Origin of the sequence: Neolewinella antarctica (assembly GCF_011927835.1) — a bacterium.
Classification (GTDB): Bacteria; Bacteroidota; Bacteroidia; order Chitinophagales; family Saprospiraceae; genus Neolewinella; species Neolewinella antarctica.
Genome location: NZ_JAATJH010000005.1, coordinates 104,293 through 127,502, shown reverse-complemented (window position 1 = coordinate 127,502; position 23,210 = coordinate 104,293). Strand labels below are relative to the sequence as shown.

20 protein-coding genes are annotated in these 23,210 nt (G+C 56.5%); 8 read left to right on the top strand and 12 right to left on the bottom strand.

Features of this window, described 5'->3' with window-relative positions:
• Positions 1-54: 54 nt before the first annotated feature.
• The 3 genes from GGR27_RS14695 to GGR27_RS14685 all read right to left on the bottom strand — a co-directional run bounded on the left by GGR27_RS14695 (position 55) and on the right by GGR27_RS14685 (position 4,985).
• Positions 55-2,292, bottom strand: coding sequence for a patatin-like phospholipase family protein (locus GGR27_RS14695; protein ID WP_168038640.1), 2,238 nt, complete (start codon positions 2,290-2,292; stop codon positions 55-57).
• Between the two features lie 177 nt (positions 2,293-2,469).
• Complete coding sequence (gene rlmB, locus GGR27_RS14690) at positions 2,470-3,216, bottom strand: 23S rRNA (guanosine(2251)-2'-O)-methyltransferase RlmB (RefSeq protein ID WP_168038638.1); 747 nt, start codon at positions 3,214-3,216, stop codon at positions 2,470-2,472.
• Between the two features lie 128 nt (positions 3,217-3,344).
• The gene (locus tag GGR27_RS14685; protein ID WP_168038636.1) at positions 3,345-4,985 is read right to left on the bottom strand and encodes a CotH kinase family protein; all 1,641 of its coding nucleotides are present in this window, start codon (positions 4,983-4,985) and stop codon (positions 3,345-3,347) included.
• Between the two features lie 131 nt (positions 4,986-5,116).
• Between GGR27_RS14685 and GGR27_RS14680 the strand changes: the two genes are divergently transcribed.
• Positions 5,117-6,007, top strand: coding sequence for an aldose 1-epimerase family protein (locus tag GGR27_RS14680; protein ID WP_168038634.1), 891 nt, complete (start codon positions 5,117-5,119; stop codon positions 6,005-6,007).
• Between the two features lie 394 nt (positions 6,008-6,401).
• On the opposite strand, the gene GGR27_RS14675 is transcribed toward GGR27_RS14680, so the two are convergent.
• On the bottom strand, positions 6,402-7,043 hold the full coding sequence (locus tag GGR27_RS14675; RefSeq protein WP_168038632.1) for an MBL fold metallo-hydrolase: 642 nt from the start codon (positions 7,041-7,043) through the stop codon (positions 6,402-6,404).
• Positions 7,044-7,153: 110 nt separating this feature from the next.
• Here GGR27_RS14675 and GGR27_RS14670 point away from each other — a divergent pair, with 110 nt between their 5' ends.
• On the top strand, positions 7,154-8,263 hold the full coding sequence (locus GGR27_RS14670; protein ID WP_168038630.1) for a VWA domain-containing protein: 1,110 nt from the start codon (positions 7,154-7,156) through the stop codon (positions 8,261-8,263).
• Here the strand turns inward: GGR27_RS14670 and GGR27_RS14665 are convergent, their stop codons facing one another.
• The 4 genes from GGR27_RS14665 to GGR27_RS14650 all read right to left on the bottom strand — a co-directional run bounded on the left by GGR27_RS14665 (position 8,264) and on the right by GGR27_RS14650 (position 11,136).
• Positions 8,264-8,857 carry a Uma2 family endonuclease gene (locus GGR27_RS14665; protein ID WP_168038628.1) on the bottom strand — a complete coding sequence of 198 codons (594 nt, stop codon included), beginning with the start codon at positions 8,855-8,857 and terminating at the stop codon, positions 8,264-8,266.
• 23 nt (positions 8,858-8,880) lie between these two features.
• Positions 8,881-9,399 carry a hypothetical protein gene (locus GGR27_RS14660; RefSeq protein WP_168038626.1) on the bottom strand — a complete coding sequence of 173 codons (519 nt, stop codon included), beginning with the start codon at positions 9,397-9,399 and terminating at the stop codon, positions 8,881-8,883.
• A 139-nt stretch (positions 9,400-9,538) separates the two neighbouring features.
• Positions 9,539-10,162 (bottom strand): flavin reductase family protein, encoded by a 624-nt coding sequence (locus GGR27_RS14655; RefSeq protein WP_168038624.1) that lies wholly within the window; start codon positions 10,160-10,162, stop codon positions 9,539-9,541.
• Between the two features lie 224 nt (positions 10,163-10,386).
• Positions 10,387-11,136 (bottom strand): TrmH family RNA methyltransferase, encoded by a 750-nt coding sequence (locus GGR27_RS14650; protein WP_168038622.1) that lies wholly within the window; start codon positions 11,134-11,136, stop codon positions 10,387-10,389.
• Here GGR27_RS14650 and tamL point away from each other — a divergent pair.
• Entirely contained in the window at positions 11,114-13,630 is a 2,517-nt protein-coding gene (gene tamL / locus GGR27_RS14645) for a translocation and assembly module lipoprotein TamL (RefSeq protein WP_168038620.1), read from the top strand. The two genes, GGR27_RS14650 and tamL, sit on opposite strands and share 23 nt — an antisense overlap.
• A 16-nt stretch (positions 13,631-13,646) precedes the next feature.
• On the opposite strand, the gene GGR27_RS14640 is transcribed toward tamL, so the two are convergent.
• Together GGR27_RS14640 and GGR27_RS14635 are read right to left on the bottom strand one after the other, a co-directional pair.
• Positions 13,647-14,411 carry a sulfite exporter TauE/SafE family protein gene (locus tag GGR27_RS14640; RefSeq protein ID WP_168038618.1) on the bottom strand — a complete coding sequence of 255 codons (765 nt, stop codon included), beginning with the start codon at positions 14,409-14,411 and terminating at the stop codon, positions 13,647-13,649.
• Between the two features lie 15 nt (positions 14,412-14,426).
• Positions 14,427-15,167 (bottom strand): RDD family protein, encoded by a 741-nt coding sequence (locus GGR27_RS14635; protein ID WP_168038616.1) that lies wholly within the window; start codon positions 15,165-15,167, stop codon positions 14,427-14,429.
• Between the two features lie 212 nt (positions 15,168-15,379).
• Between GGR27_RS14635 and GGR27_RS14630 the strand changes: the two genes are divergently transcribed.
• The 4 genes from GGR27_RS14630 to nadC all read left to right on the top strand — a co-directional run bounded on the left by GGR27_RS14630 (position 15,380) and on the right by nadC (position 19,711).
• On the top strand, positions 15,380-16,153 hold the full coding sequence (locus tag GGR27_RS14630) for an ADP-ribosylglycohydrolase family protein (RefSeq protein ID WP_168038614.1): 774 nt from the start codon (positions 15,380-15,382) through the stop codon (positions 16,151-16,153).
• 277 nt (positions 16,154-16,430) lie between these two features.
• Positions 16,431-17,303, top strand: coding sequence for an alpha/beta hydrolase (locus GGR27_RS14625; protein WP_209037954.1), 873 nt, complete (start codon positions 16,431-16,433; stop codon positions 17,301-17,303).
• A gap of 231 nt (positions 17,304-17,534) precedes the next feature.
• On the top strand, positions 17,535-18,593 hold the full coding sequence (gene pdhA / locus GGR27_RS14620) for a pyruvate dehydrogenase (acetyl-transferring) E1 component subunit alpha (protein ID WP_168038612.1): 1,059 nt from the start codon (positions 17,535-17,537) through the stop codon (positions 18,591-18,593).
• 263 nt (positions 18,594-18,856) lie between these two features.
• Positions 18,857-19,711 carry a carboxylating nicotinate-nucleotide diphosphorylase gene (gene nadC / locus GGR27_RS14615; protein WP_168038610.1) on the top strand — a complete coding sequence of 285 codons (855 nt, stop codon included), beginning with the start codon at positions 18,857-18,859 and terminating at the stop codon, positions 19,709-19,711.
• Between the two features lie 495 nt (positions 19,712-20,206).
• Here nadC and GGR27_RS14610 read toward each other — a convergent pair whose 3' ends face one another.
• Entirely contained in the window at positions 20,207-20,656 is a 450-nt protein-coding gene (locus tag GGR27_RS14610) for a single-stranded DNA-binding protein (protein ID WP_168038608.1), read from the bottom strand.
• A 188-nt stretch (positions 20,657-20,844) separates the two neighbouring features.
• A complete protein-coding gene (locus tag GGR27_RS14605) occupies positions 20,845-21,375 on the bottom strand; it encodes a single-stranded DNA-binding protein (protein ID WP_168038606.1) in 531 nt (176 codons plus the stop codon).
• A 399-nt stretch (positions 21,376-21,774) separates the two neighbouring features.
• Here GGR27_RS14605 and GGR27_RS14600 point away from each other — a divergent pair, with 399 nt between their 5' ends.
• Entirely contained in the window at positions 21,775-23,145 is a 1,371-nt protein-coding gene (locus GGR27_RS14600; RefSeq protein ID WP_168038604.1) for a lytic transglycosylase domain-containing protein, read from the top strand.
• The last annotated feature ends 65 nt before the right edge of the window (positions 23,146-23,210 follow it).

Sequence of the window (23,210 nt, the reverse complement as noted above, 5' to 3'; positions counted from 1 at the left end):
GTAGCTTATCACTTAGGCTACCGCCGTTGCGTTCGGGCAGGATGCCCTCAACCTTTAGAACCAGTAGCCAAGGTTGAAGTAAAGCTGACCCCCCTCATTCCCCTGCGCAAACGTTAATTCAATCGGCCCCAACGGCGAGCTAAACCCGTAAGTGACCCGTGCCGCCGCCAGTAATTCTCGGTCCACTGAAGTAGGTAGATCTTCGTCAAAACCCAACCGAGCCACGTGCGCCGCGGCGGTAAAGTGGTGGCTGCCCAGTTTGAGGCGGCCGAAGAGCTGCCCCATCAACAGGTTGTTACCCGATGCGCGGCCCAGTTCCAGGCTCGGGAAGGCCTTGAAGTTGTTCATCAGGTTGGCGTTGTTGCTACCCAGGTAGTAGCGAAAGGGGAGGGAGGATTTATCCGCAAAAAACCCGACGGTGCCGTAAAAACCGGCGCTAAAGTTGCTGGACACGGGAAAGAGAAACTTGGTTTCCAGGTCGAAATTAGCGGCCCAATCGTTGCGCTGGAAATCCGGATCGGTCAGGTTACGCGCCAGGCGCGCTTCGGCGTCGATCGAAAAGCCGCGCATGGGGAAGTTCTGGCTGTCGAGTTTGTCGTAGAGTAGGTACGCGCGCGGCACGAAGTACAGGTCGCGCATCAACGGAAATTCACGGGAGCCTCCCGTGCTGGAAACTTGGTCGGAGAGCGTCCCGTAGTATTTAAATTCGGCGGCGATGCCGGTGAAGGAGTTGCTCGTCTGTCGAATGTCCCAGTACAACTCGGCCGAAATATCAGAGAAACGGAAGTCGAGTTGATCAAAAACAAGCCCGTCCGTGGTCATTGGCTCATCCAGGTCGAAAGCAACGTCCGCAAAATGCAGTTGACTCCGCAGGCCGAACGCCATTCCGTTGATTCGATTCACGCGGTAATCCGCGCGGTAGCGGAAACGATTGCCGCCGACGAGGTCCACCGTAGCCAGCGAGTTATTGACCAGGAAGTCAGCAAACGTCAACCCGAACAAAATATTCGCCCGGTACACTTGGTCGTAATGCAAACCCAGCCGGAGTTGCTGCCCGAAGTCGTTCGACTCCTCCAGCCGAATGGAAAGTTTCACCTCGTCCTCCGACCCTTCAATGGGCTCGAAATCATAGTCGATGTGCGTGTACCGCCCGGTAGCGAACAGGGCGACGACGTACTTCCGAAAATCCACCCAGGAAAGCTTTCCCGGGAGGTTTCCTTCGAAAAAACTCAGCACCTGCCCCCGGGACAAATCGTTATTCCCCGAAATCTCCACCACCGGCGCGTTGAGAGATTTTGGTATACTCGTCTCCTGCTTGGCCGGCCGTTCGCGCTGCAACGCCGCTATTGCTCTCAAAGTGTCTAATTGTGCCGTGGCCGCTTTGCGACCGGCTTCGATCAAATCCTCCACCGCGTCGAAGCTCAATTGAGTGTATTCTCCTAAATCGGGTTTAATGTCGATATCCGTTATTTCGTATTGCTCCAAATTGCGTTTGGTCGCCTGGAAAAAGGCAATTTGTAACAATAATTTATCTAAAGAATTAATGTCAGCGGCCGCGTAGGGGTCTTGTTCCACGGTCAGGCCGATAACAAAATCCATCCCTTTATTTTTAATTTCTTCGGCGGGGTAGTTGTTACTCACGCCCCCGTCCGTCATAACGTACCCGTTCATTTTGTGTGGGCTCAGGACGCCAGGTAGGGCCGCGCTCGCCCGCATGGCGTCCGGTAAGAGGCCGTTTTCGATGACGATTGCTTCCCCCGTTTCGATGTTGGTGCCAATGCAGAGGAAGGGGATGGGTAATTTGCTGAAATCCCGAATACCGTGCACGCCGGCCGTCCAGTGGGTAAATAGGTCGCGTATCCGTTGCCCATCCGAAAGAGCGGCGGGTAGTTGGAGCGCAAAGTTCTTCAGGCTCACGTTGAGTAAATAATGTTCATTATAAAGCTTCTCGTAAATCGTCCGGTTTTCCCGGGAGATGGCATCCTGCAATTCGGCCATAATGTCCGTCTCGCGCAGCATTACTTCGAGCGTATCGGCGCTGTAGCCCGCCGCGTACAATCCGCCAACGATGGAGCCCATGCTCGTGCCGCCAATGTAATCAATCCGCACACCAGCCTCCTCCAGTACCTGTAATGCGCCAATGTGGGCGTAGCCCCGCGCGCCGCCGCCGGAGAGTACGAGGCCTACTTTATAGTCTTCCTGGGCCGCAATGCTTGTTAATGAAAACAATAGGCAGAGGGCGCTGACGTAGATGCGGTGTAATTGCGGAAGGAGCCTGGGTTGTTGGGTCATACTGATAACTTATTCGGGGCAAAGATTTTTTTACCACAAAAAGCACAAAATAAAAAGGGAAGCACAGAAAAGCATATCTAATATTCTGAGCGGTTCCTTTTGTGCTTTTCTACTCTTTTATGTGCCTTTTGTGTTGAAACCTAAACCCGGTGCTCTTGGAAATAAACTTAAATGCAATTAAACACCCATTCTCTTACGCATAGTCTCATAAAGCAAAATCCCCGCCGCCACGCTAACGTTAAAACTATTCAACTCCCCAGCTTGTGGAATTCTAAACCGCACGTCCGCCTTGCGAGCAACACCCTCAGAAATTCCCTCACCTTCCGCGCCCATGACGACGCACAACGGTTCGGTCAGCGTCAGTTCGTGTAAATACGCCTCCGCCTGGAGATCGGAAGCAATGACTTTAATGCCGCTATTTTGTAGCAATTCCACTGTATTCACCAGGCTTTTTTCCCGGCAAACGGGGATGCGCAGCAAGGCTCCGGCGCTACTCTTCACCGCATCCGGCGTCAACCCGGCGGAGTTTTTCTGGGGGATGATGATGCCGTGCGCGCCACAAACTTCCGCCGAGCGGGCGATGGCGCCGAGGTTACGTACGTCGGTGACGCCGTCCAGTAAAAGCAGCAATGGTGTTTTGCCCTGCTCGTAAAGCATCGGAATCAAATTCTCCGTTTTCTGGTAAGCCGCCGCCGCCAGTTGCGCGATCACGCCCTGGTGATTACCGCGCGTCATCCGCCCGAGTTTCGCGCCGGGGATGATCGTGAAGGGCACCTCCATCAGCTTGCAGAGGTTGCGGAGTTCTTTCTCGAATTCGCCGCGCGTGCCTTGCTGGAGGAACACTTTATCGATCGGGCTGCCGGCGTTCAGGGCTTCCAGGACGGGGTGGCGGCCGTAGATGATGTCTTCTCTTTCTTTCTTCATGCGGCGGCAAAGGTAAGTCCAAGGTTGAGGGGTTAGCTGCGCTGCTGACTTCGTCGGTGTAGCCCGACCCCGATAGCTATCGGGGTCATGCGGTAGCGCTGCCGCTGTTACGTTCGGGCAGGATGCCCTCAACCTTTACACAACGTACCATAAACAGCAATGAGGCCAAAAACAAATAGTGCCACGCTAAGCCTACCCATAATATCCATCGTAGTTAGTCCTTGCGCGGTCGCGGGTGCAGGGTTTTGTGCCGTTGGCCCCCCGGGTTCGACTAACTCGAAGCTTGCCCGCAAATGACGATCACCAGCGTCGCGCAAAGCAACACTTCTTTCGGGCGAACTACTATCATCCTCCCAACCCACGAAGCGATACCCGCGTCTTGGCGTAGCCCGCAATTGTAACGGGAAGTTCTGGAAATAATGACCGATAAACGCTTCATCCTCTATCGTAATGTTCTCATTTAGCGTCACGAAACCGCCCATATCAGCCGTGATCTCTACCAGCCGGTCCGGTCCGCCATTGAAGTGTTGACGCAGGTGCTCCCGCAAATATTTTGGCCGCTGCCGCCCGAATTCTCGCAGGCGTTCCACGTGGCTGGGCCAGTAGGTCTGTTTTATGCCCCAGCGTTTACTCTGCTGGGAAATCTCGGCGGCGACCCGGTCGGCGTGGCGGTCGATGGTGGCGACGACTTTTTCGGGTAAAAAGTCGGTGTGAAGATAGTCGAGCGAGCGATTGACGAAGCTTTGTCGGTAATTAGGGTTTTTCAGGAGTTGGCGGTGGATTAACGTGGACCAGGGCGGATTGGGCCAGGCGGGGCCGTGTGGGTCGGTAAAAAATGCTACGGTGTTGCGCTGGTAAGCGGTGTCGGAGTGGAGGCCGAAACCCTGGTCGACGTCGTAGAGGATCCAGCGCCAGCGGGAGTTGGGGTCGGTGCGGTCGCGCCAGTAGCGGAGATTGCCGCCGGCGTCTTGGTTATCGAAATAGGTTTGGGCGATCTGGAGACGCTGAAAATTGTCGATATTCATTTGCCGGCGGACTTCGGCGTACGCTGCCGGATCGCTCAGGTCGTGGCGGCGGATAAACCGGACGAGCTCATCGTAGTCTTTCCGGTAGCCGTGCTTGACGCCACCGCGGCCTTCGAGGAGGTCGATGTCGTCCTTGTCCGCAATGCCGTAGCGTTCGGCGAGGTAGTGGGGGTTGATCTTTTCGCGGAGGTGGTACAGGCCCCAATACTGGCCGTTGACGTAGACGCGGGCGGGGCGGGCGGCCTGAAGGTCGAGCTCCCAGCTGGGGTCGTCGAGAAGGTCGGTGAGGAGGGCGTCGCGGAGGTAGGAGTAGCTCCAGTCGGAACCGGCGTTGCGGGCGATCAGGTATTTGAATTCGGGTGGGCTGGATTCGCCGAATACCGGGTATTTGATGCGGGACTGGCCGTATTTTTTCCGGCAGGAAAGGGAGAAGGACTTCTGGGGGTGAATACGACTAAGGCCACCGAACAAGCGGAAGTCTACCGTGCCGGCAAAGACGGTCTTGCCTTCCGGAGTAATGAGTTCAGCCCTGGCGGGGTGGCTGTCGTGCGTCCAGTAGTTGGCGCCGGTTTTTTTCCAGTCGCCGGATTGAACGTCGGGGCCTTCGCGGAACCAGCCCTTTACCGGGTCGAAGAGTCGCCAGTTGTCGATGGCGATCTTCAGCGTGATGAGTTGTGCCTTATCTGCACTGCTCTTTCCCATTTCCCTGGCACCAGCGACCGCGCATAAAAGCAATAACGGCATGCAAAGCCAGTAGCGAACACGGGGCCGGAATTTGACTTGAAATAGCACGGGTAAAGTTGAGTAGTCGCCAAAGTTAACGCGGCGGGCTACATTTACCGTGCCCCCGCCCCGTCAACGTAAAACACCGAATTATGCGCCACGCCCTTGAAAACCACCGCCTTAGTATTTCCGTCGAAGAAAAGGGAGCCGAACTGGCCAGCCTGATCAACCTGAAGAATGGCGCGGAATATATGTGGCAGGCCGACCCGGAAGTGTGGGGTAGTTCCGCGCCCGTCCTGTTCCCCATTATCGGCATGCTCAAGGACGGCGAGACGTCGATCAACGGCGAAAAATACCGCATCCCGAAGCACGGAATGGTGCGCAACAACGAGGAACTGGAGCTTTTCTACCACGGCGAGGACCGGCTGACTTTCCGCATGTGCTCCACCGAAGAAACGCTAAAAACCTATCCCTACGAATTCGATTTCCGCATCACCTACCGCCTGCGCAACGAGCACGTGATCTGCTACCACGAGGTAACCAATACCGGCAGCGAACCGATGTTTTTTTGCCTCGGTGGCCATCCGGCCTTCCGCGTTCCGTTCCGGGAAGGGGAGCGGTACGAAGACTATTTTCTCCGTTTCGAGGAAGCTGAAACCAGCAAGCGCTGGGAGGTGACGAAAGAAGGAACCATCGGCCCCGACACCCACGCCGTGCCCTGGGAAGACGGCAACATCCTGCCCCTGACGCACGACTTATTCAGCGACGACGCCCTCGTTTTTAAAGACCTCAACAGCCCCAGCGTAATACTGGAAAGTCGCCATAGCGGCCCCGTTCTAAAGGTCGATTACGCCGGGTGGACGCACCTTGGCATCTGGGCGAAACCGGATGGCGATTTCGTCTGCATCGAGCCCTGGATGGGATTGGCGGATGCTTACGATTCGGACAAGCAGTTCGTGCGGAAGGAAGGGATCGTGGAACTGGCGGCGGGGGAGACTTTTGAGATGAGTTATGATATCAAAGTGTTGGGGCTAGAGGCTTGACCATGGCGCGTACAGAAGCGGGGAACACATAAGGCACAAAAGAAAAGGGAAAGCACAAAAAAGAGCATAACGTGCGCTAACAAAGTTAGCGTCAATGAGGGATGGTGTTTGATAGCCTACAGAAACACGCCAACCACACTACTGGACATTTTCAAATCGGACGCTTGGAGGACTCGAAACCCTTCGCTACGCTTTAGTTTCGAGACGCTCCAAGGTTCCAAAAACCTATTTGAGGACCTTGGAGCGTCCTCTGCCGTGAAGCCGAAGGCGTAATTATTGAGGTCCTCCAAGCGTCTGGGGAAAGTGTCCAGTAGTATGCACGCCAACATCCTTGTGTGTATTTATCTCTCTTTTATGTGCATTTTGTGTTCCAAAAAAATTCAACACGCAGCCATCATAAAAACGGATTCTCCCGCCGCTCCTCCCCAATCGTAGTCGCCTCCCCGTGACCCGGGTAAACGCGCACGTCATCGGGCAGCGGCAGAAGCTTATTTTTGATGGATTTGATGAGCGTTTTGTGATCGCCGAGTGGCAGGTCCGTGCGGCCGATGCTGCGGTGGAAGAGTACGTCGCCGGCGATCAGGTAGCTTTCGCCCCGGTTGTAGAAGCAGAGGCTGCCGGGCGAGTGGCCGGGGCAGAGGAGCACTTCCAAACGGGCGTCGCCGAGCTCGATCACGTCACCTTCTTTGATGAAGTAATCCGGATCGGGCGAGGGCGTCATCGGTGGCATGCCGTACATACTCACAACCTGTGGCGCGGCGCGCAGGATCTGTTCTTCCAACTCGTGGATGCCCAACTTCAGGCGGTATTCGGACTTCACGAACGCGTTGCCGAAGATGTGGTCGAAATGACAGTGGGTGTTGATGAGTTTCACCGGCGTCAGCCCGTGTTCTTCGATGGTTTCCCGCAGTTTGGTTTCCTCGGCATTGTCGTAGCAGCCGGGGTCGAAGATGATGGCGTCCAGCGTATCTTCGTCGTAGACGATGTAGGTGTTTTCCTGAACGGGGTTGAAGGTAAGCTTGATAATCCGGGTCATGCGCCAAAAATTTTCACAAAAGTAAGCGATAGCTCCCCCGAATTAACCAATGACCACGCGTGCCCAGCAAATCACCAAAATAGCTAAGAAGCGAGCCGAACGCTAAACACATGCCCAACGAAAAATACCTCCAAAAGTGGCGCCTAATCCTCGGTAAAAAAGCCGAAGACCCCCAGTCCGGAGCCATCGACGCCATCCCCCTCCCCCCCGACCTGGCCGGCATGGACGACACCCTCGAAGCCCTCTACGCCGAGCAAGATCGCAAGGGCGGCCTCGGCTCCTCCACCCCGAAAGTCAACCGCTGGCTCGGCGACATCCGTAAATACTTCCCCACCGACACCGTCCAGCTCCTCCAGCGCGACGCCCTCGAACGCCTCGGGCTCCAGCAAATGCTACTCGAACCCGAGCTGCTGGAAACGATCGAGCCCGACGTCCACCTAATCGGCACCCTGCTCACGCTCAAAAACTTACTCCCCGACCGCAGCCGCGAATCCGCCCGCGCCGTCGTGATGAAGGTCGTCCGCCAGCTCGAAAAAGAGCTCAAACGCCCCATCGAACAGGCGCTTGCCGGGCGTCGTCGCCAGAATAATCGCAACCGCCGGCCCCGCCCCCAGGACATTGATTGGGACCAGACCATCCGCCGCAACATGAAACACTACCAGCCGGACTACAAGACCGTCCTGCCGATAGACCTGCGCGGGCTCAGCCGTTCTAGTGCCGGCCTGAAGCACGTAATCTTGCTCATCGATCAGTCCGGTTCCATGGCCGCTTCCGTCGTGTACGCTGGGGTGATTTCCTGCATTCTGGCCAGCATCTCCACCCTGAAGACCCACGTCGTCACTTTCGACACCAGCGTCGTCGACCTCACGGACCAACTCCCCGACCCCCTCGAACTCCTTTTCGCGATCCAGCTCGGCGGTGGCACGGATATCGGCAAGGCCTTGCGTTATGCCGAACGACTCAATACCAATCCACGCGATACGGTACTTATTCTACTAAGTGATCTTTTTGAAGGTGGATCGGTGGACGGGATGTTGGCCGCGACGCGTCGCTTGCAACAAACCGGACTCACCATTTTACCCATTCTGGCGCTGTCGGACGAGGGTGCGCCCGCTTACGATAAAGAGATCGCGGCGGCGCTGGCGGAGATGGGTTTGCAGCCGTTTGCTAGTACGCCGGGGGCTTTTGCGGAGGTGTTAGCTAAGGCTTTGTACGGATAATCAATCCTCTTTGTCGCCTTTGGGTAGAAGGTCTTTGACTACCACCTGACCCGCGAATGGACTTTTAAAAGTCTCGCTCTCCCCGTAACTTGTCACGCTATCAAATATACTGTCTTCCCGGACGGGTGAGAGATGTACTTCGATTTTTCGAGCTTTAAGATTGATGATCCAGTACTCCGGAATGCCTGCGCCCGCGTAGATCGGTCCTTTAACCTTTCGGTCATACTGTAAGGTGGAATTAGCTACTTCGACTATGAGGTATATTTCTTCAGGGGTTGGATGTGTTTTTTTACCTGTTTTTCTCTTGGCAATTACAAAGTCCGGTTCTGGTTCCGACTTGGGCAAAACAGGTACCGGATTCTCGGAACGATAACGGTAATTTTTGCCGAAAAGGTCCCTGAAAAAGTCCGCTAATTCTTCAACTGTTCCTGCATGGTCTTCACTAATTGGCATTTTCTTTACTAGTTGTCCGTGAATCAATTCCACAGCGTCGTACTCCGTGAGGACGCCGGCCTCAATGGCACTATGGTATCGATCCAAAGACCACTCGAAGGGGTCGGTCAGAAAATCTAGTTCCGATAATACGCGCGTCATGCTGCTAAGATAAGTTTTTTGCCTTAAAACGTCGTGTCCACAATTCGCAACCGCTTGTACTTCCCCGGTCGGAATTTTTTTTGGCCCAGTAGTTTCACCAGCGCGTAGCCGAGCACGAAGGACGCCGCCCCCGTCGCCAGTTCACCGCCGGAAATTTGGGTATTCGAATCTTTATCCGTGTTGTAGCCGATCAGTCCGATGCCCGTCCAGGCAACGCCAAAGGTCATTAGTGAGTAGCCGGCGGCCTTGCCGAACGAGCTGCCGCGGTCCACCAGGTCGATCTCTTCGAGCAGGATGAACCGGTCGTTGATCACCAGCGCCTGAATGTCGGGCCGCATTTCGCGAATGAAGCCTTCCTGCCAAAATTTATCTCCCCTGATCCGAAACCTGAGCCGGTCGCCCTCGTACAGCCGCTCCGCCTTTGAGTTCTTCAATTTCTCGAACAGCATCACTTTTTGGGCGCGGACGCTGGTGCAAGCGTGGTTGGGGAGAGCGAGGGGACCCAACCAAAGCAGGGCTAGGAGCAGAAATAGGGGGCGCATAATGGTCTTTGGTCTGTGGTCTACAGTCTAGAGTATGGAATACAAGGATAATATAGGTCCATAATTTAGTTGTCTGAGTACGAAAGTTTATTCTTACCTACCGCCTACCGCCTACCGCCTGCCGCCTACCGCCTACCGCCTACCCCTTCTTTTTCACCCGCGCATAATCAAACCTCCGCCCCTTCCCCACCTCGTGGTAAGTATCCAACCCCGCCACCGTCATGGTTTCGAGTAGTTCGTGATCGATGTGGCCCGTCTCGGCAACGGCTTCGTCCGGTACAAAGATTTCCCGCACGCGGCCGACGACGAAAAAGGTCTCGATGCCGGTGATCTTGTGTTCTTCCTCGAAGGAGAGCCCGAGTTTGATGCTAGCCTCCTTTACGTAGGGCGCTTTGCAGGCATCACTGTACTCCGGCGTCAGGCCCGTCGCCGCGAATTCGGATTCGTTCAGGGGGTAGTTGGCGCTCGTTTGGTGTGCTTGCGCTACGAAATCTGGGTGCAGGGTATTGACCGTGAACCAGCCACTGGCCTTCATGTGGTGGTAGGTGTGCCGGGGCACCGTCAGCGGACGCATGATGAAGCCGAGCAGCGGTGGCGAACTGGCGCTGATGTGGACGAAAGAACTAAAAACGCCGAGGTTCTCCTGCCCGCGATAACCTTTAGTCCCTACCAAATGAACGCCACGCGGCCCGGGCAGGGAGTTCATAAAGTGGCGGCGGTACATGGATTCCTGGGCGAGAATGTCTTCTAGAGAAAGGTGCATTTTTGATCTTTGATCTTTGGTCTTTGGTCTACAGTCTTTGGTCTACGGTCTGTAGTCTGAAGTCTTTAGCCCGTTAGGTTAATTGTTGAATCGTAGCAGGGTGTGTTCGGGTTTTAAACACCGTAAACTCTCATGGGTTATTTCCGGTCGCTTGCAGCAAGAAACTAAAAAAACCAAAAATAGTAAGGATTGAGTACCACGGACTTGAGACCATAGACCCCAGACTATTTAACCAGCCCCCCCACCAAAATCCCCGCCGCAACCGCCGCGTTCAAACTCTCCGCCCGCCGGCCCACTCCCCTGGGTATCGTCACCCACCTCTGCACCTGCGACCGCGCCAACTCCCCAACGCCCGGGCCTTCCGCGCCGATGACGAGGACACCGCGATCGGGTGCTTCCAGCGTGTAAATATTTTCTCCGTCCAGGTCCGCGCCGAAGGTGATCAGATCGGGAAAAGTAGTTGTGATGTCCGACAGATGTCCCTCCCGGTAGTCGATGCGCAGGAACGAGCCCATGGAGGCCTGGATGGATTTACTGTTGTACAAATCCGCCGTGCCCGGCCCACCAACGACGTGCTGGCAGCCAAACCAGTCGGCGATGCGGAGAAGGGCGCCGAGGTTGCTGGGTGACTGGATGCCGTCGAGGTACAAACTCCAGCCCGCCGCCATGGCGGTGGGGAGTTGCTCCGAAATCTCCGGCGTGGCGACAACGGCCAGTACTTGGTTGGGCGTAGTTAATTGAGAAATCCGCCCCAGCTCTTTCTCCGTCACGGTCGTAACCGGCACGCGGAGTGAGTCGCCGTGCTCCGCCACCCAATTTTCCACCGCGTACACCTGTTCTACCCGGTAGCGATCCTGCCCGAGTAGCTCCCCGACAATGCGGCCGCCCTCGGCGGTGAATTTGTGGTAGTTTTGCCGAACCTTCTTTCTGCGAAGACTACTTATGAACTTGATGGTACCGGAGCTAATGGGCATGCTGAGGCGGGGTTTACGGGCGTACGGCCCGGCGGGCGGGCTACTACTCCTGCTGGCGTCGTGCAATACTACCAAATATTTGGCGGCCGACCAGGAACTGCTGGTGAAACAAAGCGTCGATCTGCTCGACCCCAAAAACGTCAAGGACCGCGCCGAGGTCACCTACGAAATATCGACCATCGCCAAGCAGAAGCCGAACGATGATTTTTTCGTCCTCTGGCCCCGAGAGTATTTTTACTTGGCCAACAACAAAGCGAAAGACTCGACGGCCATCGACCGCTTCCTGCGCAACACCATCGGTCAGGAACCGACCATCTATAACGATAGCATTAGTCGACGCTCCGCCACGGCGATGCAGGACTACATGCGGTACAAAGGGTACTTTAACGCCCGCGCCTACCACGAGGCGGATCGCCGGAGGAAACGCAGGGTGAACCTGATCTACCACGTCGAAGCCGGCCGCCGCTACCTGATCGATTCGGTCGTCTTTACTAGCCCCGACCCGGGCGTGGACAGCCTGCTCCAAGCCTCCCGGCCAGAGAGCGAACTCCGGGCGGGCGAGCCCCTCAACCTGGAAAATCTGGACCTCGAAAAGAATCGGATCAGCCGCTACCTACGCAACAACGGCTATGCTTTCTTCAGCGGCGCCTACATTGACCAACTCGAAATCGATACCAGCCGGCGGGAGGGGTACGCGGACGTATTTTTCAATATCCTCCCCCCGCAGGCCGGCAAGTCCTACGAACAGTACCGCGTGGGGGGCATCCGTGTTCTTACGGATTACGATCCACTCAATTTGAGCCAGAAGAAATTCGGGCTGGATACCTTAATCGACGGTGTTCAGTTTTTGTCAGACCAGGAGGAGTTTCAGATGCGGCCGGGTATTCTTCGACAAAATATCTACCTCCGCCCCGGTGAGTCGCACAGCCGGGATGACCTGGAGAAAACCAACCTAGCCCTTAACGGCCTCGGCGTTTATCGCTTCGTCCGCATTACCCAACAGGTCGATTCGACGAACGACAACGTGATCGATTACCTCATACAATTGTCGCCGGGTAAACAGATGTCGGTGGGTGTAGACTTCGACGTTAACTATACCAACCGGAACGGATCGGCCGGCGTGGGTAACCTGATCGGTCTTTCGCTGGAGCCTAATTTTCAGAACCGCAATCTGCTTGGCGGTGGGGAATTACTTTCCACCAGCGTCCGCGCCGGCGTGGAAGTGAACCCGCGGCCGAATAACAACAACCCCTTTTTCAATACGGTCGACTTGGCCGCAGAGATGAGCCTTAACCTGCCCCGCTTTCGGGATTTCAGCTTTTACTCTTTCCTGAACCGACTCCCGGCACCCTGGCGCGGCAACTTTATCGGGGATAAGACACTGGCCAACCTGCGCGAAAAAGCGAGCACCCGCTACAGTATCGGCTACGAATACTTGCTCATCCGCCAGCTTTTCTCCTACACGATCTTCAACGCCCGCCTGGGTTACGACTACCGCAAGTCGGCTACGACCAACTACCGGATCAACCACCTTACGATCGACGTGCTCGACCCCACCATCGAGCCGCAGTTCGCACGGGTGCTGGAAGACAACCAGCGGCTGCGGCGGAGTTTCGGGCAGCAATTCTTTTTCTCGATCCTTTTTCGTAGCCTGGAGTACAACCGGGCGGGGCGGCCGGACCGGCGGGGCCGCTCCATCAATTTCAACGGCAACGTCGAGGTGGCCGGGGCGGAGATATTCGGGATCAACAAGCTGGTCAACATTTTCTCGGAGAACCCCAGCACGCTACAGCCACGCTCCGGGGCGGAGTTCGCCAAGTACGTCCGCCTACAAAGCTCGCTGCGCTACAACAAAGCTTACTCGCCGCAGTCGAGCTTTTCGGCGCGCTTCGTCGCCGAGATCGGGCAGCCCTTCGGGGCGGGGGCGGAAGGTGAACTGCCCTACGTGAAGCAGTTTTTTGCCGGTGGGGCTAACTCGATGCGGGGTTGGGCACCACGTGGGCTCGGGCCGGGTGGCTACGTCGATCCGCTTTCGTTGGTCGACAGCAGCAACGTGAACACGAACCTGTTCCTATTTCAGACCGGTGATCTGCGCCTAGAGTTCAACGCCGAGTACCGCTTTCCGCTGTTTTCTTTCTTCCGGGGCGCGTTTTTTCTCGACGCCGGTAACGTGTGGACACTGGAGGCGGACCCGGACCGGCCGGGCGCGAAGTTTCGGTTCCGGGAAGAACAATTGCCGACCGTTCTCGCGCAGCCCTTTTACCGGCAGATCGCCGTCAATGCCGGGTTCGGCCTCCGCATCGACCTGAGCTACTTCATTTTCCGGCTGGACTTTGCCGTCCCCCTCCGCTACAACTACCCCGACAGCAATCTGGATGACGACGTAGCCACGCGGGAGAATATTCGCTACGGCGAACGTGCCTACTGGACGACCTTTCGGTCCTTCGAGCTCTCCGATATCCGACCACAATTAGGCTTGGGGTATCCGTTTTAGTGGTGCCTGGGTGGAATTATCCTGGCCAGAACGCCTTCAGAATCGCCCCAAGCACGACCACCACCAACAGCCAGTAAGCATAAACACCTGCCTTCGGATGTTTGGAAGCGTAGGCCGCCGTCAGGTAGCCGCCCACCATCTGCCCGGCCGCCATCAGTAGCCCGATCGGCCAGTCGATCAAGCCCCGCCAGGCGAAAATACCTACCGCCAGCACGGTATAGATCGTGACGACGACCACCTTCACGACGTTCCCCTGGATGATGTCGTAGCGCGCCACCAGCACCATCACGGCCAGGAAGAAAACGCCCATGCCCATCTGAATAAAGCCGCCGTAGATGCCTAGCGCAAAAAAAAGCGGAACACTCAGCCAGCGGCTAATGAAGTGCTCTCCTTCCGGCACGTTGATCCACCGTTTGGGCTTAACCAGAATGACGCCGAGCATCACGATCAGCAGGTACCGAAAAATCTCCCGGTAGACGGCGTTGGAGGTGATCAGACTCAGGTAGACACCGAGTACCGCGCCCACCGTCGTGATGCCCACGATCTGGTACATTTCGCGTCGTCGTCCATCCGTCACCTCGAAGCGTCCGTTGCGGTAGAACCCGTAAGACGCCGCAAAGCCATTACCGAGCACGCCCACCCGGTTCGTCCCGTTCGCTACGTCGGGTGGTAGGCCGATGACTTCCATCAGAATGGTCAGGGTAATCGCCGAGCCGTTGCCGGATAGGGTATTGATGGCACCGGCGAGGGCGGCGCCGAGGAAGGCGATGAGGTAAGTCACGGGTGGTAAGTGGGCTTAGCGGGTGATGACGATGTAGTCCATCAGGACGGTTTCCAGAAATTTCTCCGGTGTGAGGTTCACCTCACTCGCTTCCAGGCCGAGCTGCCCGGCGATGCGCAGCGATAATTGGCGGATGGCCTGGCGGTGGGCCGAATTCTGGTACTTGCGCAGACGGTTGAGCGATTGTTTGACGACCATCATGTCCTGGTCCGTAAACCGCTGTACGCCGGGGAAAATGGGTTCGTATTCGCTACGGTCCTTGATGCCCATGATTTCTTCGAGCGAGAAAATGGAATGGTTGTTGGCCTGAATGACGACCGTGCCGGCGGTCATGTCGCCGAGGCGCTGCTTGTTCTTGCTGGTTGAGATTAGCAGGACGGCGGCCATGCCCGCGGTGAGGATGACGTCGACGAAAAGGAAGACGGCACGGGCCAAAAAATCACCCGGCGTGGGGTCGCGACCGTCGTGGCGGATCACCTTCAGTCCGATTAATTTCTTGCCGGGCGTCTGGCCACGGTTGAAGGTCTCGAAAAGGAAAAAGTAAAGGATGAAATACGTGACTGGCCCCACGGCAATGGTGAGCGTCTCGTTCCAGTTCACGCCGAGGGCATTGACCACCAGTACCAGTAGCCAAAACGCGACAATGACGATCACCGCGTCGATCAGAAACGAACCGATGCGCGCGCCTACTTTTGCCAGATCGTAGTCGATGCTGACGTTTTGGGTGGTTTGGATGGTGATGGTGTCGAGGGGCAAGGGAGGGGGGAGTTGGTCTGTAGTCTAGGGTCTGCGGTCTGCGGTAAGACTCTAGACCACAGACCATAGACTGTTTTTTCTGCGCGGTCGCGGGTGCAAGGTAATAAGGTTGAGGGCATCCTGGCCGAACGTTCGTGCGGTAGCGCTGCCGCCGATTTGTTCGGGTAAGATGCCCCCAACCTTTATCTTGTGGCCGATTAAAAACATACGTTATGAAAGGTGCCATCATCGGAGACATCATTGGTTCCAGGCTCGAGAGAAACGGAGCTAAAGACTACGACTTCGAGCTCGTCACTACCGATTGCCACTTCACCGACGATACCGTTCTGACCATCGCGGTGGCCGATGCCATCCTCAACCAGCGCGACTTTGCCGAGGTCGTGCAGGAATACGCCCTGCGCTACCCCGATGCCGGGTACGGCGGCACGTTCAAAAAGTGGATGCACGGCGATATTTTCGGTCCGTACGGCAGCTGGGGTAACGGCGCGGCCATGCGGGTGAGCCCCGTCGGCTGGCTGTTCAACGACATCGAAACGGTGCGGGCCAAAGCAAGGGAAACGGCCAGGATTACCCACGACCACGCGGAAGGCCTAAAGGGAGCCGAAGCGGTGGCCAGTGCGATTTTCCTGTGCCGACAGGGTGGAAAGAAGGAGGATATCCGTAAATACATCACCGATACATTCGGCTACAATCTCCGCCGTACGATTGAGGAGATTCGCCCGGAATATACTTTCGACGTAAGTAGCCAGGGATCCGTTCCGGAAGCGATCATCGCCTTTCTGGATTCCGAAAACTTGGTGGACGCCATCCGCCTGGCCGTGAGTCTGGGGGGCGACACGGACACGCAGGCGGCCATTGCCGGGTCCATCGCCGAGGCCTTTTACGGACCGCTCGCCGCGCCGCTGGAGGAGGTGATGAATGCTTTTTTGCCGAACGAATTTATCGACGTGATCGGCGCGTTTGAGCGGGTCTTGCAGGTGAGTTAAGAAAGGTGGTAGGAAGATTAGGCGGTAGGCTTGTAGGCGGTAGGCCCGTCATTCAGGCGTTACGAGAAGTACGATGTTGGTACCTACCGTCTACCGCATACCACCTAATCTTCCTACCGCCTAATACATCGGGCACCCACAACCACCAGCCCGGCAACCTTCCAGGAAGAGCGCAGCTAGCACCAGCAACAGGTAATACGGCTTTTTCATCCGCCAAAGATAGCGGGTTCGCGGGTTAACCCTTACTTTGGCTAATCGTAAAAACCCCCACGTACCCATGCACCCCTACGGATACCCGTTACTCTGCTTGCTTGCCCTTTTACCCTGCACCGGCGCCCGCGCCCAAGCGACGGGGAAAGTGATCACGAACCTCACGATGAGGAGTGAAATTTTGGGGATGGAGCGGAACTACGCCGTCTACCTACCCCCCGGATACGCCGCCGACGAGCGGGAATACCCCGTGCTCTACCTCCTGCACGGCTACAGCGATAACCACACCGGCTGGGTGCAATTTGGCGAAGTGAAACGCATCACCGACGCCGCCATCGCCGACGGCACGACCGCGCCGATGATCATCATTATGCCCGACGGCGACACCGAAAAGATCGGCTATTTCAACCGGCCCGGCGGGGAATGGAACTACGAGGATCACTTTTTTACGGAGTTCATGCCGCAGGTCGAAAGCAAGTTCCGCATCCTTAAAAAGAAGCGTTTTCGCGCCATTGCCGGCCTGAGCATGGGCGGCGGCGGGGCTTTTACCTACGCGCTGCGCCACCCCGAACTATTCAGCGCCGCCTGCCCGCTGAGCGCCTGGGCCGGGGGGATGACGACCGACGACGTCGCTCAACGCTACGTGCGGGAAGGCGAGACGTTCACGGATGCGCAGATTCAGGAGCATTTTGAACGCAATAATTTCGTCGAGCTGGTCAAGGCCGGCGATAAGGAAAAGATAAGTAGCGTACGCTGGTACATCGACTGCGGCGACGACGATTTCCTGTTCGCCGAGAACAGTTTGGTACACATGGAACTACGTAAGAAAGAAGTGCCGCACGAATACCGCGTCCGCGACGGGGCGCATAACTGGACTTACTGGCGGGAGGCGCTGCCGCAGGTGCTGGGTTTTGTGGGTAAGGGCTTTCGGCAGTTTTAGACGGTAGGAAGAAGTAGGCGGTAGGCTGGTAGGCGGTAGGGCTCCGCACCATGGGGGCGTGAACATTGGGATGCCGATTTATTTCCAACCTACCGCCTACCGCCTACCGCCTACCGCCTACCGCCTACCAGCCTACTCCCCCCTCCCCACAACAAAGCCCCCCAAAAACCTGTATCCTATATTACACGAAGATCAATCCAGTAACCAGCGAAATTTCGCAAACTAATTAAGATGGCTACAGCAACCAAAAAACCCGCCGCCGCGAAGAAAACCCCGGCCGCCAAGAAGAACGGCTCCGTTAAGGGCGTCAAGTACAGCAAAGAGCAGTACCTCCAGTGGTACACTTTAATGTTGCGTATTCGCCGCTTCGAGGAGCGGGCGTTGATGAGCTACGGCCAGCAAAAAATCCGTGGATTTTGTCACGTTTACATCGGCCAGGAAGCCGTTGCCGCCGGCATCGAATCCGCGCTGATTGACGGAGATGCCATCGTAACGGCCTACCGCCAGCACGGAACGGCCATCGGCCGGGGCGTGAGCATGAAAAAGGCGATGGCCGAGCTTTACGGCAAAAGCACCGGAATCGTGAAGGGAAAAGGTGGCTCCATGCACTTTTTCTACAAGGAGAATAAATATTTCGGTGGCAACGGCATCGTCGGGGCGCAAATTCCCATCGGTACCGGCATCGCCTTCGCGGAATCCTACCGGGGCACGGAAAATCTGTGCGTAACGATGTTCGGTGACGGCGCCAGCCGCCAGGGTGCGCTCTGGGAAAGCTGGAACATGGCCATGAACTGGAAAATCCCCGCGCTCTACATCTGCGAGAACAACGGCTACGCAATGGGAACCTCCGTAGCACGGACGTCTAACGTGACCGACATGAGCAAACTGGGGGCCAGCTTCGAAATGCCTTCCGAGACCGTCGACGGGATGGACCCCGCCGCCGTGCACGAGGCCATCGAGCGCGCCGCTAAGCACATCCGCTCCGGTGCCGGGCCCTATTACCTCAACATCGAGACGTACCGTTACAAGGGGCACTCGGTTTCCGACCCCGCTAAGTACCGGGAAAAGGACGAAGTCAAAGAGTACCAGGGCCGCGACCCGATCAAAGCCACCGAAAAGCTGATACTCGAAAACGGTTTGGCGACCGAAGAAGAAATTAAAGCCATCAAGGACGCCGTGAAGGCCGAAGTTGCCGAGGCGGAGAAATTCGCCGAAGCCGGGGAGTACCCGGATGCTTCCGAGCTCTACACGGATAATTATGCCTCGGAGCCGATCGAGTTTATTAAGTAAGCTGACCGACTGCTTGGTTTCAGAATAGCTAAATATTTAGAAGCGCTTCGGTTTGTTCCGGGGCGCTTCTTTGTGTTTTGAGGAAATGCCATTATGATCCGGTACGGAGCAGCTCAAATGAGTAGCTTCCTGCCAGGAACTTGGTTTCTCTGCGTTAGAAGTACCGGCGACGGCTACTGTGTAAAACTTGTCATTTGCCCCCCACACCGTGGGCGGACCAAGAAAAATCCCCCTACCTTTGCGCCGCAAAAAGCCCAAAAATCATGACCGAGACCTTACGCCAACGCATTTTACAGTTTACTACCGAGGCACTCGCGGAAGACATTGGCCCGGGTGATTTTACCAGTGAAGCCACGATCCCGGCCGGTAAGCGGGATACGGCACGTTTGCTGGTGAAAGATGTTGGCGTGTTGGCTGGGGTGGAAGTCGCCAAGATGATCTTCGAAGCCGTCGACCCCACTACTGAATTCGACCAGCGGATGAAAGACGGGGAACTGATGCACGTGGGGGATGAAGCCTTTTACGTGACCTGCAATTCCCGAGCGCTGCTCCGCGCCGAACGGCTCGTGCTGAACACTATGCAGCGGATGAGTGGCATTGCGACGCTTTCCAACCGCTACGCATTCGAAGTGGAAGACCTACCCGTCAAGGTACTGGATACTCGAAAAACGACCCCCAATCTCCGCTTCCTGGAGAAATGGGCCGTCCGGCTCGGCGGTTGCTATAATTACCGCGACGGGCTTTACGACCGGATCATGATCAAGGACAACCACGTCGACGCAGCCGGATCGCTTACGAAAGCCATCACCGGCGTGCAGTCCTTCTTCGCGGACAATGACATGAAGTTGCCCATCACCGTAGAGGTACGCAACCTGGTGGAAATGGAGGAAGTCCTCCAGGTCGGTGGGGTAGACCGCATCATGCTCGACAACTTTGAGCTACCCATCCTCAAAGAAGCCGTGCAGCACATTGGCGACCGCTTCGAAACTGAGGCCAGCGGTGGCATTAACCTGACTACGATCCGCAACGTTGCCCTGACCGGGGTGAACTACATTTCCGTTGGTGCGCTCACTCATTCCGCGACCAGTCTGGATTTGAGTTTGAAGGTGGTGAAGTGACTACGTAAAGACTTACGATCGTTCGTTCATCTCAGTAACCAACGTTACGCAGACTTTTTAGCCACATAAACACAAAAGCACGGACAATTTTTTTCCGGCTACGTCGAAGCATTTTTACCTACGGTTTTGTGCTTACGTGGTTTGCTTGGCGGTACTTGGGGCTAAGTGGCAAGATCCAATTGTGTAAGATCTGTTAATAAGAAAAAATCACCCACCCCCGGCGGCGGGGCTACGCTCATAACTAGCTCAGCGCTACGTTCTAAATTGCCCGCGAATATTCATCAAGTGCTTAGTAATATTTGCTGTAACCACAAAAAAAGCTAGCCAGCACCCCAGAGGAGTACCAGCCAGCCGAATTTTTCCTGCCGTTAATTGAAAGAACGTGCTTGGGTAATTTAGTCAGCACGGAGTAGGAAAATGAAAAGGGGGGACAAACTGAGCGAACCATAGAGTCTGCTCGGGTGAATAAAAATCTTAGTAAGGGGTGGACCGACGCTAGAAGGGTAAATCCGTTGCCGCCGCGGTTTCTAGCGCTACGGCGTTATTCAATTTGCCGGCGTAAGTTGCTTTTAGCTTGGTCGTGGCGGCCGGGGCCGGCGCGTCTTCGGAGTTGCGGCTACCGACGAAAGAAAAAGCATTCAGGATGACTTCGGCGCTCTTCCGCTTCTGGTCGTGCTTATCCGTCCACTCATTGTAGCGCAGTGCCCCGACGACGGAGAGTTGATCGCCCTTGCTTAAGTAGCGTTCGAGGGTGTCCACTACTGGGCCAAAGGCTTTTACCCGGTGCCAATCCGTCTTCGTTACGCGGTTGCCGTCGCGGTCTTTGTAGGAATTGTTGGTCGCCAGGCTGAATTCAAGAAGGCTGTTGCCATTGGGGAGTGTCTTGCGCACGGGGGCAGCGCCGAGGCGGCCGAGGAGGGTAACGAAGTTGCTGGTATTCATCATGTAAGAATTTTGGTAGTAAAGAATAGCGTGCTTCGGGGAAGCGCGCGTTTGTCCGGCGCCAGCGGAAGCAGCTAACCAAGGCCCACCCCCGGCCCCGTGCGGAGCCGGGAGGATGGGGGAACATGGTTGCAAAAAAAGAAAGATGTTCGAGTGCTTTTAATGGACCGGGGCGAATCGGGTTAGGCCGCTCAGGCAGCGGTAGCTTTTCCCTTCGTCCGGCGGGTCCCCGTTTTCTTGGCGGACCGGGGCTTCGCGGCGGTGGCGGTTGCGGACTCGTTGATGATCGCTTCGATCTCGGCGTCCATGGCGTCGACGGCGTGCTCGCCGTATTCCATGGTCGGGGCGTCGTCCGTGAGGTAGTGGTCGGGGGCCTCTTGCTTGTCTTTGCGGCCGGAGCCGAGGAAGGTGAACTCCCGGGCAATGACGTTTGCGGTGGTTCGCTTCTGGCCAAATTTGTCTTCCCACTTTGCGTACCGCACGTTGCCGACGACGGAAATTTGACTCCCCTTCTTCAGGTGCTCGGCGAAGATCTCAGCTAGTTTACCGTAAGCCTTGACGCTGTGCCATTCGGTACGGGTGACGCGCTTGCCAGCCTTGTCGCGGTAATACTCGTTAGTGGCGAGGTTGTAGTTGCAGACGAGGTCGCCGGAAGGAAGGATGGCGGTGGTGGGGTCGGCGCCGAGGTTGCCGGTGAGGTGGATGTAGTTACGTACGTTCATAATAAAACTGGTTTGGATGGCCGTACCCGATGTGTGTTGTAGTAATACGACCGCTGTGTGAAGATGTATGCGCCGCCAGTGAGTGGGTATATATGACTACCGGTTCAGTTGATGACGATGCAAATGTGAGGGGACCACCAAGCCGCAGTCGTAAATAATCCGAATACTTTCGGTTAAAAACGTTTAAAAACGAATATTGTGTGACCGTACAACTCGCAAGTAATTGATAATGAAATATTTACGTTGAAAGGGTGCATTTTAAAGTTTTTTAGCGAAATTTACTACTTCGCTCAATTCCCTTGCGTTTCTCGCCAACGCTGCTTCTACGTCCGCGCCCCGATTGGTGTGCCGGGGGCAGTCCGAAATGGCTTTGCCCCCCATTCCTTACCTTCGCTCGTAATGTCCCTTCCCCCTTTCCTGAGATTTACTTGGCTTGCAGCCCTGATTTGCTGCGCCACCGCCGCCTCGGCCACTGCCCCAACAACCGCCGAAATACTTGCCGACCGTATCATGGACGTCTCCGATTCGCTCGTCAAGGCCCGTCTGGCCGCTTTCGGTACGGACATGATGGAGCACCGCCACGACCGCATCGTCCGCCGCCGCATCGTCAACTACATCGAGCGCTGGCCCGGCGCGACTGGCCGGATGCTCGCCCGCTCGGCCCGCTACTTCCCCATCTTTGAGGAACAGCTCGACGCCGCCGGTATGCCGCGTGCGCTCAAGTACGTTGCCATCCAGGAAAGCGCCCTGCGCCCCTACGCAACCAGCCGCGTCGGCGCCGGTGGCCTCTGGCAATTGATGCCCGGCACCGCCCGCGAACTCGGCTTAACCGTCAGCGACCAACTCGACGAACGCCTCGACCCCGAGCGCGGCTGCGCGGCCGGCCTCCAGTATTTGCGGTACCAGTACGACCGCTACGAAGACTGGTCGCTCGCCATCGCAGCCTACAACTGTGGCCCGGGTAACGTCAACAAAGCAATCCGTAAAAGTGGCAAGAAGAACCCCAGCTACTGGCAAATCCGCGAGCACCTGCCCGGTGAAACGGCTCACTACATTCCCAGCATTATCGCCGCGGTTTACATCATGGCCTACTACCACGACCACGACGTCCCCGTCGGGGAGATGGAGCTGGACATGCAGGTCACCGAATCGATCACCGTTTACCGCAAGCTCAGCCTCCACCGCGTCGCCCAGGTAACCGGCCTCAAACCGGAAAACGTCGTAGAGCTAAACCCGCAGTACCTCCGCGGTTTCCTTCCCGGCGGCTCGCGCGGTCACCACCTCCGTCTGCCCCAGCGCGTCATGCCCGCCATGCGTACCTACCTGGCAAAGCACGCGGCTACGGTTGATGAGTGTGACATCGCCCTGCCGTGGTCCAGCCCCCGGCTGCACGCAGGCAAACTCGACGCCGACCGCCACTACGTGCAGTACGGCACGGTTGCTAGCTACCGAGATACCACCCTCCGCCAGGTCGCCGAGCAAAACCGCATCCCCGTCGATCAACTCGCCATCTGGAGCAACCGCGGCGAGCTCGATAGCCTGCACGAGTTCGATCCGCTCATCTTTTACCGCGTCGCTGAGTACCAGCCGTACGACCCCCGCGATCGGAATACCCCCGTGGCGGCCGTGGCCGTGAGCCGCCGCCCGCTGACCCCCGTGCGCACCGAATGGCGAACGCATTACGTGGACGTTGACGAATTCGTGCAACCCACGCCGCCGAAGACGCAGAAAACCTCCTTTACGGACTTAATCAAGGGATGGTTTAACTAATTAATGACTCTGAGTACTGCAATTTCCATCGCTGACCCGTCGGTTACTTAGGACCGTGCGTGCGT